This window comes from Micromonospora sp. NPDC007208, from assembly GCF_042869175.1.
In the GTDB taxonomy this organism is placed as follows: Bacteria; Actinomycetota; Actinomycetes; order Mycobacteriales; family Micromonosporaceae; genus Micromonospora; species Micromonospora foliorum.
The window spans coordinates 119,001-132,871 of sequence record NZ_JBIAFG010000009.1 but is presented as its reverse complement, the minus strand read 5'-3'; the positions used below and the strand labels follow the sequence as shown (position 1 = coordinate 132,871).

Genomic DNA, 13,871 nt, shown 5'->3' with positions numbered 1-13,871 from the left:
CACGGTGGTCGTTCCCCTCTGTGACTGCTACTTGACGTCGGTGGTCAGTTCGTCGGTCAGGTACTCGGCGACCGCCGCCACGGTCGGTCGGTTCCACAGCAGCGTCGACGGGACCGGCGTGCGGAACCGCCGCTCCAACCGCAGCTGGATAGCCACCGTCATCAGCGAGTCCGCGCCCAGCTCCGCCAGTGGCCGGTGCACGTCGAGGTCCTCCAACGGGATGCGTACCTCACCGGCGGCCACCTCGCGGACCGCGGTGAGCACGAAGTCCCGCAACTCCGTACCGGACAGCGTCTGCCAGGCCTGTTCCTCGGCGGTCTGCTCCTCCTCGGGACCGAGATCGATGAGCACCTCCTTGCGCACCGCCCCGAACCGGACGCCGGTGAACCGGGCGGCCAGGTCCCCGTCGAGGGTCCGCACCTCGACGTCGACCTCGACCTCGTCGTCGGACCCGGCGATCAGCCGTACCGCGATCAACGCCTTCGGTGGCGGCGGCAACACCAGCGTGGCCTCGGTCAGCCAGCCCGGCATCCGCAACAGCGGGTCGCCGGGGAAGATGACCGGCGCCACCGAGAGCGCGGCATCGGTGAGCGAGGCCCAGGTCCGTTCCGACTGGCCGCCGGTGGGGTCCGCGACGACTGTCGCGAGCATCCCGGACGGGTGTCGGCGTACGGCCTCGACCTCCCAGGGCCAGCCGATACCGACCACCCCGATCGCGGCGAGCCGGTCCCAGACACAGGAGGGGTCCAGCGTCTCCGGGTGCGCGGCGCGCAGCGTCTCCGGGTCGACCCGCTCGGCGGTCGGCGCCGCGTCGGCGATCTCGGCGCTGGCGTGGGTGAGCCAGGACTTGTCGTCCTGCTGTGTGGTGAGCCGGGAGCTGAGCCGCACGGTGCCGTCCTGACGGACGACCTGGATCTCGTGGGGCACCAGCACGCCGATCGGCACGCGCAACGCGACGTCGCGCAGCGGCGCGTTCTCGGCCGCCTGGAACAGCGTGTTGAGTGTCGCCGCCGCGGGGATCACCTCGGTGCCCAGCACCGCGTGCCCGCCGGGGTACGGCCGGTTGGTGTCGTCGAGGAACGTCCGCCACATCAGCACGGGCGTGGTGCCCTGCACGGCGGTACGGGCCCCGAGCAGGGTGTGGGTCTCGACGTCGTGTTCGAGGTTGGCCGCCGCGGGCCGGGCGCTGTCGATCCAGTATCGACGGTGCTGCCACGCGTTGGTCGGGGCGTCGACGAGGTCACCACCGGGTTGCAGGCTCGCCCAGTCAACCGGCACGCCCGCGCAGTGCAGGGCGCCGAGGTTCTCCAGCAGGGTCGGTCGCTGCGGGCGTTCCCGGCGCAGGCTGTGCGCGATGACCCCGTCCTCGACGCCGACCACGGCGAGGATGTCGATGACGGAGTGCTGCACGATCGGGTGTGCGGAGATCTCCAGGAAGACGCGGTGCCCGTCGTCGACCGCGGCACGGATCGCGTGCTCGAAGCGCACCGGGTTGCGCAGGTTGGTCACCCAGTAGTCGGCCGACCGCTCCGCTGTGGAGCGCACATCGGTCAGGGCGGTGGTGTACACCGGTACGGTGGCCGGCCGGCTGACCAGGTCGGCGAGGTCGGCTCGCAGGTCGTCGACCAACCCGTCCATCTGCGGGCTGTGGAAGGCGACGTCGGAGTTGACCCGGCGGACGACCAGGTTCTCGGTCCGCCAGCGGTCGGCGATCTCGTCGACAAGTGCGGACGGGCCACTGATCACCGTCGACGTGGGGGACGCCGCGACCGCCGCCGCGACCTCGGGGACGTCGGCCAGCCGGGCCGTGACCGTGTCGAACGGCAGGTTGACCATCGCCATGCCGCCCTGGCCGGCGACCCGGCGCAGCAACCGGGACCGGCGACAGACCAGGTGTGCCGCCTGCGGAAGGTCGAGCATGCCGGCCGCGACCGCGGCCGCGATCTCGCCGATCGAGTGCCCGACGATCGCCGCCGGACGCAGGCCGTAGCTCTCCCAGATCCGTGTGAGCCCCACCTGGATCGCGAACGTCATCGCCTGCACCCGGTCGACCTCGGTGAAGTCGTCCTCCAGCAGGGCTACGCGGGGATCGAAGCCCAACTCGGCGCGGAACACCGGCCCCAGCTCAGCCATCGTCTCGGCCATCGCCGGCTCACTGTCGAGCAGTTCCCGGCCCATTCCGACCCACTGCGCCCCGTGCCCGGAGAACACCCAGACCGCGTCGGCGGCGGCGCCACGCGCGACCGTACCGGTGGCCACGCCCGCGGCAGCCGTGCCCGTGGCGAGCTTGCGGAGTCGGTTGACGAGCTCGGCGCGGTCTGCCGCGACGACCGCGGCGCGGGCGTTGAGCGGCTGCCGGCGGTGGGCCAGCGTGTGACCGATGTCGGCGAGGTCCGCGTCGGAACGCTCCACCCAGTCGGCCAGCGCACCCGCGTTCGCGGCGACGCCGGCGAGGGTCGCGCTGGAGAGCGGATAGACCCGCTCGCGCTCGTCGACACTCGTCGGGGCGCTCGGCTCCTGCGGAGCCTCCTCGAGGATGACGTGGGCGATGGTGCCGCCGTAGCCGTAGTTGCCGGTGCCGGACCGGCGGGGGCCGGCGTTGTCCGGCCACGGCGTCAGCCTGTCGACCACGGACAGGCCGGAGGTCTCCCAGGGGATCTCGGTGTTCGGCACGGTGGCGGACAGCGTGGCCGGGATCGCGCCGTGCTGCATCGACAGCACCATCTTGATCAGGCCGGCGACACCGGAGGCGGCCTCCAGGTGCCCGATGTTGGTCTTGACCGAGCCGACCAGCAGCGGAGCCTCGGGGGAACGGTCGGCCCCGGCAACCGTGGACAGGGCGCCGATCTCCACGAGATCACCAAGCCCGGTTCCCGTGCCGTGCGCCTCCACGTAGTCGAGCGAGGCGGGCGACACACCGGCAGCCCGGCAGGCCCGGCGCACCAACTCCTCCTGCGCCTCCTGACTCGGGGCCATGATGCCGTTGGTGCGCCCGTCCTGGCAGACCGCGCTGCCCCGGATCAACGCGTGGATCCGGTCCCCGTCGCGCCGCGCCTGCGACAGCCGCTTCAGGGCGAGGACTCCGCAGCCCTCGCCTCGGCCGTAGCCGTCGGCGGACGCGTCGAACGCCTTCGACCGGCCGTCCGGCGCGAGCGCGCCGGCAGCCTCGAGCACCAGCAGGTACGCCGGGCTGGCCACCAACATCACGCCGCCGGCCAACGCCAGGTCCGTCTCGCCGAGCCGGAGCGCCTGGCAGGCCTGGTGAATGGCGACCAGCGAGGCCGAGCAGGCCGTGTCGACCGCGACGCTCGGGCCGCGCAGGTCCAGCACGTACGACAGCCGGTTCGCCACACCGCACATGGACGAGCCGATGCCCATCCACGCCTCCAGCCGGGGTAGGTCCTCCAGCATGCGGCGGCCATAGTCATCGGTGCAGACACCCATGAACACGGCGGTGTCACTGCCGGCGAGCGAGTGCGGCAGGATGCCGGCGTGCTCGAGCGCCTCCCAGGCCACCTCCAGGGTGATGCGCTGCTGCGGGTCGATCAGCTCGGACTCGCGCGGGGAAACCCCGAAGAACTCGGCGTCGAAGCCCGCCACGTCGTCGAGGTAGCTGCCGTACTTCAGGGCCCGCCGGGTCGCCGCGGCGTGCGCCGGGCTGATCGCGGCGTAACCGTCCCACCGTTCCTGCGGCGCCTCGCGCAACGCATTGCGCTCGGCGACGAGGAAATCCCAGTACGTCTGCGGAGAGTTGATGCCCCCGGGAAAACGCAGACCCATCCCGACGATCGCTATCGGTTCATCGCGGTCAATGTCGACGGAACTCATACCCACCACTAACCCCTTTCGGGTCCGACCGAATCGGGTGGTCCCGGGAATCGACCGGATGAGGAGATTCCCGGGACCGCACTTCATCGTCACAGCCGATGGGAGATGCGCCATCTTCGAAAGTGCGGGCTGCACTCCGAAGGTGCTGTTTTTCGGCCCTTTACTTCAAGAGATACGCGTGGATAATCGTGAGTTCCGTCTTGTTGCCCAGGCTGTCGGTGGCGCTGGCCCGCAGCGACACGAATCCGGTCGTCGCCGGATGCGTGACCGTCGCGGTGAAGCCGCTCGCGGTCTTCACCACGGGCGCCGCCTGCCAGGTCGCGCCATCGTCGTACGACGCGTCGAGGGTGACGTTGCCCCACTCACCCAGGACAGCGCCCTGCTGCGCCTGCAGATACAGCGGGATCTTGAACCGCTGACCGGCTGCCGCCCGGTTCTGCTGATCGAGCGCGGGCGCGAAGCGCAGCGCCGCCATCGGTAGCGCCGCCTCGTTGGCCGGGCCGCCCGCGACGTGCCCGGACCGGAACGTCCAGGCGCCCCGCACCTCCGTCGAGAACGGAGAGGTGTCCCGGGTGGACCGGGTCTCCAGGCGGTAGGTGGCGGTCCCCGGCGGCACCGTGAAGATCCCGAACTCGGAGTCCTGGGAAATCAACGGCTGCCCGTTGCGGAACATCCGCATTTCCTCGGCCAGCGTGCCGGAGAACCCGAAGTGGTCGGGATTCTGGTCGGAAAAGTGCGGAATCTCGAAGTTCATCTGGTCACCGAAACGGCCACACCACACCACGGGCAGCACCGGGCTGGTGGCGAAGGCCGGCCCGAACGGCCCGACATTCCACTTCTCGGTACGGGTGCTGCCGGCGATGCCGGCCTGTCGGGGCAGGTCGGCGATCTGCCAGTTGAGGTTGTTATCCGCATCCAGTTCGTACACGTCCTCGAAGAACGCCGCGCCAGGTGAGGTGAATTCGGTGATGGTCGCCGGTGGCTGCACGTACGCCGAATAGAGCTTGCGGTCGACAGCGCCGGGCACCTGCGCGGCGATGACGTTGCGCACCTTGGCCAGATCGGCGTCGTGGAACACGCGGTGCAGGTTCGCCGGCACCGTGCCGTCCTCGCTCCACTGCAGGTGGTACTGGTACGGCGAGCCGAGGAATCCACCGTTGCCGTCCGGTCTGCCCAGGTGCGCGGCGACGGTGAAGGTGAACTGGCCGGCGGCCGTCCGGGACGGACGGACGCGGATCTCATCCTGCGGGCCGTGCACGGTGGAGCCGACCGCCGCGACGCCGGTCTGACGGCTGGGCATCACGTCGAGGATGCCGGTGGCGCCGCGCCGGTCCAGGCCGAACGTGAGCGGTTTCGCGTCGCGGGCGTCGAAGGTCAGCGCCAGGTCTCCGGTCGCCGCGATGTCCGGCTCCACGAAGAAGTCGAACGGCACCACGTCGGTGCTGCTGGCACCGCTGACGCCCGCCTCCAGGTAGTAGTGGCCGGCGGGAACGGTCACTGTGGTGGTACCGGACTCGTGGTAGCCGCTGTACTCCTGCCGCGAGACCGTGTCGAAGAGGCTGACGAAGTAGTCGGCCGTCGGGATGCCCCGCCGGTCCAGGAAGGTGAGCGTGAGCGTGACACCATCCGTGGCGACTGCCTGACGCTTCACGGCCCGGCGCGGCAGGTTGGCGGCGCGGGCGTCGGAGACACCCGACCGGGCCAGCGCCGACACGGCGAAGAGCCGCTGGTCGAGCTGACCCGACTCGACCCGCGCGAGTTGGTCGGCGGGTACGACGTACAACTCGCCGTCCTGCCGGTACTGCCGGAACGGGGTGCCCACGCGGCCGGGCGCCGGGGTGATGGCGACGACGCGCTCCCGGTCGAGCGCCACCTTGTCGCCGGTCACCAACGTGACCGTGCCGGTGCGTACGGGCGAGGGCGCCGGCGCCGATCGCGCAGGCGCGGCCTGCCCCGGTCCCGGTACGCCGAGGGCCAGGACGGTGCACAGAGCGACACTGCCGACACCGAGCCGTGAGATCAGTCGGTTCATCGTTCGGTGCTCCTTTGCGTCGCGTTGACGTCCTGCGGCTCGGCCCGGTCGGCGGAGCGGGCGTCGTCGGCGGGCGCCGTGGCGTACCCGAGTTCCAGTGCGGAGATCGGAGCGTTGAAGACGTGCCGCAGGCGCAGGGCCGGACGCTCGATCACGTAGTAGCTGACCAGCGTGAAGAGCGCCGTGCCGACGATCACGTAGAGGACGAAGCCGACCAGCTCACCGAAGGGCAGCGTGGGTCGGGCGTCGTTGAGCCCGAGCGGTTGGTTGCCGAAGATCGTCCCGTACTGGAAGTAGTAGTACATGACCGGGACGTTCCACAGGTAGACGCCGTACGAGAGGCGGCCGATGTAGCGGATCGGCGGGTTGGTGAGCACCGCGTCCATGAACCGTGAGCGCACCTCGGGCACGGTCAGTGGAACGACCGCGAGCAGGCCGAACGCGAAGAACAGGACGTACTCCACCAGGTGCTGGGCCATCGCGGGCCAGGTGCCGACCACGACCTGCGGGGCGAACGGCTTGGGGATGTAGAGCAGCAGCGCCGCGAGAGCGCCCAGCCACCACAGCATCGGGCGCTTGGCGACCGCGCGGTGCAGGGCCGGCACCACGCCTGTCACGTCCCGGTACGCGGAGAGCGTCGCGAGTGCCATGCCGGCGGCGAAGAACCCGGCGTAGCCCAGCGGCCAGAAGACGAAGTAGTAGGTGTGCTCGGCCTGCGACGGCAGGTAGCAGAAGATCGTCCAGGCGGTGCCGATCACGGTCATGACCACGAACGGCACGATGATGCGGCGGGCCCGCGCGGCCGGGTCGGTGCCCCGGCGGGCGCTTCGGTTGATCAGCCAGGCCAGGATCGGCAGGGCCAGGTAGTACGACATCTCGACCGGCACGGTCCAGGTGTGCTCCATGCCCGGCCACCACTGGGCCATGTCCGGCGTGAACCAGTAGTGCAGCAGGATGAACGGCTTGATGACCTCCCACGCGCCGTCGACCGCGGAGAGGTTGAGGGTGAACATGACCACGACCGTGAGCACGTAGAAGGCCGGCAGCAGACGCAGCGCCCGGCCCACGATGAACGGGCCGGGCGCGGGGCGGGGCGTGCCCGCGATGATGGCGCGCGCGAACGGCCGGTAGAGCAGCAGGCCGGACAGGACGAAGAACGGCGGAAGGAAGATCCGGAACGCCGGTACGAGGCTTCCCAGGATGGGAACGCCGTCGTGGCCGGGCAACTCGCTGATGCCGGACTGGTAGCCGATGTGGTAGATCACCACGAAGATCGCGCAGATGCCGCGGAGGCCGTCGTATCGCGCGTACCGCCGCTTGTGCTGTGTGCCGATCTCGGCGTCGGAGTGCGTCGCCTCGGTCGCTGTCATTACACGCTCCCCTCACGATTGCCTGACAAACGCCCTACGTGTTGCGTGGGCCATCCGCGGCGCAGCCGAAGATCGCCCACCGGCCCGCCCCCCCTGACCGGACGGTGGGTGGAGATGATCGAACGCCTCCACGCCCGGACGCCGCCGGGCATGAGGTCGTGAGTCGTTCGAGAGCGGAAAGTTCAGGCAGTTATTTTTCAGGCGATCATCGCCGGCTGCATCTTCCAGATTGCTGGATTCCCAGCAACCTGTCCGAAGTGGACGGCCGATCGCCGTCGGCCGTCTGTAGCGCAACGTCAGAGGTGCTTCGCCCCCGCGCCGGGTGGCAACCTGTCGGGCAGCCGGCGCGTACGCGCCATGCCGCTGACCTGGACACGGCCGAGACGGGACGGGCACATGACCGAAACCGCGGAAATCACCTTCAACGAGTTGCTCGGCTCGTACCGAGACGCAGCTCCCCATCGGATCGACGACGCCTTCCACGACCTGGTCGACGCACTCTGGACCGACGGCGCGGCCCGGCCCACGGCGGCGTCGGCCGTACCGGAACTGATCGGCGCACTGGACAGCGTCGACGGCGACCGACGGGGCTACCTGCTGGTGCTGCTCGGGCTGCTCGCCGAGGCTGAGCACCCGGCGACCGACGGACCGGTGGCGACGGCGGTGCGCGAGGGTATCGACGGCTACCTGGACGCGGCCCGCGGCGCCACCGAGCCCGACGCTCCGCTCACCCTCGCGCTGCTCTACCTCCTGGCGCACTTTCCGACCGACCGGGCGCGGATCCTCGACGCAACCCGGCACCTCGGGCTCGACGCCCCGGACCGCACCCGGTTGGAGCGCGCCCTCGACACGCTCGACGAGGCCGACCCGAACATCGGGCGGGCCTGGCCGTCGCCGGCCGAGTGGAACATCAGCGAGGCGGAGCGCGAGTTCGACAGGCGGTGGATCCGCGCCCTGACCCCCACCCAGGTCCGGACGACCTGGGACGGCGACACCCGCTCGGTGCTGGCCACGATGGGGGCCAAGGCGCTGTGGGCGCAGGGCAACGGAAAGCCGGCGGCGGCCGTCGACCCGAGCCCGCACAACCTGGTCGTGGAGACCAACCCCCGCGACCTCGACCCGGCCGCCTTCGAACGGCACCGCGAGGCGCTGAAATGCCCGGCCTGCCGGGGGTCGCTGACCTTCGACACCACTGTCGCCCGGTGCGGGCAGTGCGACGCCGCCTACGGGATCACCCACGGCGTGCTCGACCTGTCCCAGCGGCTGCGCCCCGGCGCCGGCAAGAGCGACTCCAGTGACGACGCCGAGGCCGACGTGCTGCAGAACGCGGCGGTGCTGGCCGGCATCGGTTTTCACTACGAGCAGGGCATGCGTCCGAACTTCCTCCGCATCATGGGCCGCAACTGGTCCGGCGAGGTCACACCGACCGACGAGGACGAGTACATCGCCGCCCACCTCTGGCATCGGGGCGGCACCGTGCTCGACCTGGCCGCCGCCGCGGGCCGCTGGACCGCCGTCGTCTGCGAGGCGGTCGGCACCGAGCGGGTCCTCGCGCTGGACCTGAACGAGGCGATGCTCTACGACCTGCGCAGCAGGTTGACAGAGGTGCCGGCCGTCCGCGGAGACGCGCTCGACCTGCCGTTCCCCGACGCCAGCCTCGACGCGGTCAACTTCTGGAACGCATTGCAGGCGGTGCCCGACGCCGGTCGGGCGATCGCCGAGATCGGCCGCTGCCTGCGCCCCGGCGGCACCCTCACGCTCATGACGTTCCGCTGGGACGATTCGCCGGTCTACCGCTACTACCAGCGGTCGCACCACTTCCCCGCCCGCCCGGACGGGTTCGTGCTCTTCGAGATCGCCGAGATCAAGCAGTGGCTCGACGACGCCGGCCTGACCATCGTCGCCGAGTCGTACCCGGGCACGTTCGTCTTCGTCACCGCCGAACGCCGCCCGTCCTGACGGTCGGCGGCCCGACAAGGAAAGTGGGAGAGGGATGGAGAACACCACAACCGCGCCGATCGACATCGCGACGATGTACGACGAGTCGACGCCGATGTCCAACGCGTTCAACGACGGGCAGGTTCATCTCGCTTACTGGTACGACGCGGTGGACGAGGCGTCCATGCGGGAGGCGTCACAGCGGATCACCCGCCGGGTCGGCGAATCCCTCGGGCTGCGTCCCGGCCAACGGGTCCTCGACATCGGATGTGGCCTGGGCACGCCCGCGCTCGAGTTGGCGCGGGATTACGGCGTCACAGTGGTCGGCATCAACATCAGCACTGTGCAGGTCGAGGAGGCGACCAAGCGGGCCGCCGCGGCGAACCTTGGTGACTCGGTCACCTTCCAGCACGGCGACTGGAACACGCTCGACTTCCCCGACGGGTCGTTCGACGCGATCGTCGCGATGGAAACCCTGTTGTACGCCACCGACCTGGACCGGGTGCTGCGCGGCCTGTTCCGCGTCCTACGGCCCGGTGGCCGGCTGGCGGTGACCGAGACGACCCGTGAGAGCAGCATGGGCATCGAGGAGGCCGCCGAGTTCGCGAAGACGTTCAACGCGCAGTTCCTCAAGTCGACCGCGGAGTGGGTCGAGGCGTTGACGGCCGCCGGGTTCGAGTTCCACGAGTACCTGCAGTGCGGGCCGCGGGTCTTCGGCAAGGGACCGAAGTACGTGGCCGAGGCGGAGAGCCAGCGCACCCACCTCACCGAGAAGTTCGGCGCCGAGGCGGTCGACGAGCTGGGCAAGGCGCTCGGTTACTACTTCGAGGCCGGGGCGGGCAAGGTCGGCTACGCCGTCATCACCGCCGGAAGGCCACTCGGATGAGGAGGCCCGCGGTGACCGATCCAGGATTCCCCCCGGTGCCCGAGCCGGATCTCACGCCGGCCGACCTGATCGCCCGCGCCGAGGCGATGGTTCCCGAACTGCTGGCACGGCAGTCCGAGGTGGAGCGTCGGACGTTCTACGGTGAGGACGTCCACGAGATGTTCCGGGACGCGGGCTTCTACCGGATCACCGTGCCCCGGCGGTACGGCGGGTACGAGTTCGAGTTCGAGACGTTCCTGCGGGTGGTGATGATCCTGGCCCGAGGCTGTCCGTCGACCGCCTGGATGTTCTGCCTCGGCGCGGCCCACTCGCTGGTGACCGCGATGCTGTTCGAGGAGAAGGCACAGGACGAGTTGTTCCGGGGCGGTGACTTCATCGCACCGGCGGTGATGGCCCCCGGCGGAACCGCCACCCGCTCCCCCGACGGTGGCTGGATCATCGACGGAACGTGGAACTACTGCTCCGGCATCCCCTACGCCACCCACTTCATCGGCCACGCCATGGTCGCCGGCGACGACGGCGAACCACCCCATCCGCTGCTGTTCATCGCACCGAGGGGCACCTGGACCCGCCTCGACGACTGGGGCGGGCAACTGGGGCTCAAGGGCAGCGGCTCGCACAGCGTCCGCTTCGACCGGGCCGAGATCCCGGACCACTTCGGCCTGGACCACACCCACCTGGGCGAGGTCTCGGTGACGTCCGGGACCAGTGGGAGCGCGCTGCACGCCCACCCGCAGTACGGCGGGGCGCCGATGAGCTCGATGTGTCTGGAAGGCGCAACGCTCGGGGTCGGGATCGCGCAGGGCGCGCTGGAGGCGTACGGCGAGGTCCTCTCCACCCGCAAGACCTCGACGCCACCGATCACCCTGCGCGTCGACGACCCGGACTACCAACGGTGGTTCGGCCAGGCCACGGCCATGATCTCGGCCGCCGAGGCGATCACGTTGAGCGCGATCCGTCAGTGGCACGACCTGACCACCCGCGAACCGGAAGCCTTCACCCTGGAGGAGGACCTGCGGATCGCGATGATCTGCCGCGAGGCGGCGGAACTGGCCTGGCGCGGCGTCGAGGCGGTCATCCAACCCACGGCGGGGACCAGCTCGGTCACCGGCGACGGGCGCCTGGAGCGAGTCTGGCGTGACCTGTCCACCTGTCACAGCCACGCGGGCTTCGCGGTGCTCCTGACGACGGCTCTCCCCCGCGTCTACACCCAGGCGCACTTCGGTCGGCTCACCGCCTGACCGCCCACCCACGAACGACGAATGGCCGGACGTGTCCGGCCATTCGTCGTTGCCGCCACCGTCGTCCACAAGCCCTCGGAACAGGCCCGCGGACACGACGAAAGCCGCCCCGGGGGTCGGGGGGCGGCTTCCGTCTCGGGTGGGTGCGGGGGCCTCAGGCGGGAGCGGGGTACGTGACGACCTCGGTGCCGTCCGGCGTGTGCCGGCGCTTGGCCATCCGTTCGATGATCCAGTGTGCGACCACCAGGTTGAGGACCCAGCCGAGCCAGTTGGCGAGTTCGACGATCACGCTGATGGCCAACGGCATCGTGGGCCAGATGGTGAACATGCCGACCAGGATGCGGCCCCAGGTGGTGCCCAACGCCAGCGCGAAGCTGTACGCCATCCAGCGGCGGTGCTCGGCGTAGCGCCCCTTGCGGACCATCACCAGACCGGTGATGGTCGTGGCGAGCCAGGCCACACCCATCGTGACGATGCCGATGCTGCCCTGGTGGTCGGCGCGCAGCGGGATCAGGGTGAACACGCCCAGGGCGGCTGACGGGAGGGCGCCGCCGAAGATGTAGACGCGGCCGCTGATCCGGTGGACCTTCGGGTGGTTGCGACGCAGCCAGCCCCAGAACTGGAGGAACACCGTGATCATCGCGATGTTCCCGGTGATGACGTGCGCGACGACCAGGCTGTAGTGCACCGGGACGCCGGGGTCGAGGATGCTGCGGCTGTTGGCCGAGTCCGTGCTGAAGTAGCGCGGGAACGCGTACAGCAGGTTGAAGACGACGGCGCCGGCGAGGACGACGAGCCACAGGTAGGGCTGACGCCAGATCGACGACGACGGGGCCGACGGTGGGACCGATGGTGATGGTTCGATCGCCTCGTGCGCCGGCGACCGGCCCACCCGAATGGTGGCTTTCTCCGCGTTCTGCGTCATGGAGGGGTCCCTCGGGTCGTAGGTCGTCAAGGGGTTGGCGGATCGCCGTGATCCACGGGATCGCCGGCGCTCCCCGAGGGGGCGGGGAACGCCGGCGAAACTTCCACCCGTTAATCGCCTACGACTCTGGCACCCGTCGAAATCGGTCGTCATCTCCGAGGATGCGGTATGCACGACCGCTCGCGCGGGTTGCTCAGGAGGGCGAGATGTTGCCGTTGAGCTTGAACAGGTTGTTCGGGTCGTAGGTGCGCTTCAGCTCCACCAGCCGCGCGTACGTGGCGTCGGGGTAGGCCTCGTGGATGCGCTCGGCGGCGTCGTCGTAGAGGAAGTTGACGTAGCTGCCGCCACCCGGCCGCTGCACGACCTTGGCGAACTCGTCGACCCAGGCGCGGTGCTCGGCGGCCTCCTCCGGCTTCTCGAACACGACAGCCGCGGTAAACATGATCTTGCGGTCGCGGTGCGCGAACGCGGTCGCGTCGGAGGGCACCCGCGCCATCGCCCCACCGAGCGGACGCAGCTGGGCGACGGGCATCATCGCCGACGAGGTCTGCAGCGTCTCCAGGATCCGACCGGCCGTGGCCACGTCGACCTCGTCGACGAAGTTGGTCCTGCTGAACGTCAGCGGGTGGTAGTTCGGGTCCTCCGGCTGGTAGATGCCACTGAAGGGCATCGGCTGGACCATGTCGGCCAGCACACCCAGCTCACGGATCGGCGCCAGCACCTTGGCGCCCTCCTCCGGGTCACCGGCGTAGACGATGATCGCGAGGATCACCAACTGACCGACCGCCTCGTCGGGCACGCCGGGCATCGGGGGCGCCGGCATGATGTTGATGATGCTGGACAGCTCGTCGGGCGCCTCCAGCGAGATGCGCAGGTATTCCGCCACGACCTCCGGGGTCGCCGGCAGCACCAGCAGGCCGCCGAGCACCGTCGGCACGGAGTGCAGCCGGTAGCGGAACTTCGTGACGACACCGAAGTTGCCGCCGCCGCCACGAATCGCCCAGAACAGGTCGGGGTGGTTGTCGGCGTCGACAGTGAGGTGCCGGCCGTCCGCGGTCACCACGTCGGCGCCGATCAGGTTGTCGATGGTCAACCCGTGCGCACGGACCAGATAGCCGATGCCGCCGCCGACGGTCAGGCCGCCCAGGCCGACCGAGGCGGTGTCGCCGAAACCAGTGACCAGGCCGTGCTCGGCGGCCGCCTCGGTGTATTCGCCGGCGAGCACACCGGGCTCCGCCCAGGCGGTACGACTGTCGGCGTCGATCTCCAGGGCGTTCATCTTCGAGAGGTCCAGGACGATCGCGTCGTCCCAGACGCCGTAGAGGCTGTGGCCGCCACTGCGAACCGCGAGCGGCAGCTCCGACCCGCTGGCCACCGAGACGACATGCGCGACGTCGGCGGCGTTGACCGCCTTGACGATCACGGCGGGTCGCCGATCGATGCCGCCCTGGAAAATCGTGCGGGCCTGGTCGTAACCGGGGTCGTTCGGCTCGATCACCTCGCCGACGACGCCCGCGCGCAGCTGCGCGGCCACGGCGGTAGCCGTGTCGGTCGGCGCCACGATCTCGTCCTGCATGGAAGATACCTCCTGGTTATGGCGGTGCGGTCCCACCAGGGCCGCGTACCCTTTCGCAGTGAAGTCGGAGCCGTA

At 70.0% G+C, this 13,871-nt stretch carries 8 protein-coding genes; 3 read left to right on the top strand and 5 right to left on the bottom strand.

The features are described 5' to 3' along the window. Positions 1–27: 27 nt before the first annotated feature. The 3 genes from ACFYL6_RS19555 to ACFYL6_RS19545 form a co-directional block, all read right to left on the bottom strand. Positions 28–3,828: a type I polyketide synthase gene (locus ACFYL6_RS19555; RefSeq protein WP_387173079.1), complete on the bottom strand. Its 3,801-nt coding sequence runs from the start codon at positions 3,826–3,828 to the stop codon at positions 28–30. Positions 3,829–3,988: 160 nt separating this feature from the next. Continuing rightward, positions 3,989–5,860, bottom strand: coding sequence for a hypothetical protein (locus tag ACFYL6_RS19550; protein ID WP_387172896.1), 1,872 nt, complete (start codon positions 5,858–5,860; stop codon positions 3,989–3,991). After that, positions 5,857–7,230, bottom strand: a complete 1,374-nt coding sequence (locus ACFYL6_RS19545; protein ID WP_387172894.1) for an acyltransferase family protein — start codon at positions 7,228–7,230, stop codon at positions 5,857–5,859. The genes ACFYL6_RS19550 and ACFYL6_RS19545 overlap by 4 nt, the downstream gene beginning before the upstream one ends. 396 nt (positions 7,231–7,626) lie before the next feature. Between ACFYL6_RS19545 and ACFYL6_RS19540 the strand changes: the two genes are divergently transcribed. From ACFYL6_RS19540 to ACFYL6_RS19530, 3 genes are read left to right on the top strand one after another with little or no spacing between them, the layout of a single operon-like run. Continuing rightward, the gene (locus ACFYL6_RS19540) at positions 7,627–9,189 is read left to right on the top strand and encodes a class I SAM-dependent methyltransferase (protein ID WP_387172892.1); all 1,563 of its coding nucleotides are present in this window, start codon (positions 7,627–7,629) and stop codon (positions 9,187–9,189) included. A gap of 34 nt (positions 9,190–9,223) precedes the next feature. Further along, positions 9,224–10,054 (top strand): class I SAM-dependent methyltransferase, encoded by an 831-nt coding sequence (locus tag ACFYL6_RS19535; RefSeq protein ID WP_387172890.1) that lies wholly within the window; start codon positions 9,224–9,226, stop codon positions 10,052–10,054. Beyond that, a complete protein-coding gene (locus tag ACFYL6_RS19530) occupies positions 10,051–11,295 on the top strand; it encodes an acyl-CoA dehydrogenase family protein (RefSeq protein ID WP_387172888.1) in 1,245 nt (414 codons plus the stop codon). Before ACFYL6_RS19535 ends, ACFYL6_RS19530 begins: the two co-directional genes overlap by 4 nt. Positions 11,296–11,449: 154 nt before the next feature. Here ACFYL6_RS19530 and ACFYL6_RS19525 read toward each other — a convergent pair whose 3' ends face one another. After that, positions 11,450–12,220: a DUF2306 domain-containing protein gene (locus ACFYL6_RS19525; RefSeq protein ID WP_387172886.1), complete on the bottom strand. Its 771-nt coding sequence runs from the start codon at positions 12,218–12,220 to the stop codon at positions 11,450–11,452. A 193-nt stretch (positions 12,221–12,413) separates the two neighbouring features. Then, complete coding sequence (locus ACFYL6_RS19520) at positions 12,414–13,796, bottom strand: FAD-binding oxidoreductase (RefSeq protein WP_387172884.1); 1,383 nt, start codon at positions 13,794–13,796, stop codon at positions 12,414–12,416. Between the last annotated feature and the right edge of the window lie 75 nt (positions 13,797–13,871).

Bases quoted from the DNA above. Each gene is read 5' to 3' on its own strand.
- ACFYL6_RS19535 (WP_387172890.1), top strand. From the start codon at position 9,224: ATGGAGAACACCACAACCGCGCCGATCGACATCGCGACGATGTACGAC.
- ACFYL6_RS19525 (WP_387172886.1), bottom strand. From the start codon at position 12,220: ATGACGCAGAACGCGGAGAAAGCCACCATTCGGGTGGGCCGGTCGCCG.
- ACFYL6_RS19545 (WP_387172894.1), bottom strand. From the start codon at position 7,230: ATGACAGCGACCGAGGCGACGCACTCCGACGCCGAGATCGGCACACAG.
- ACFYL6_RS19555 (WP_387173079.1), bottom strand. From the start codon at position 3,828: ATGAGTTCCGTCGACATTGACCGCGATGAACCGATAGCGATCGTCGGG.
- ACFYL6_RS19530 (WP_387172888.1), top strand. From the start codon at position 10,051: ATGAGGAGGCCCGCGGTGACCGATCCAGGATTCCCCCCGGTGCCCGAG.
- ACFYL6_RS19520 (WP_387172884.1), bottom strand. From the start codon at position 13,796: ATGCAGGACGAGATCGTGGCGCCGACCGACACGGCTACCGCCGTGGCC.
- ACFYL6_RS19550 (WP_387172896.1), bottom strand. From the start codon at position 5,860: ATGAACCGACTGATCTCACGGCTCGGTGTCGGCAGTGTCGCTCTGTGC.
- ACFYL6_RS19540 (WP_387172892.1), top strand. From the start codon at position 7,627: ATGACCGAAACCGCGGAAATCACCTTCAACGAGTTGCTCGGCTCGTAC.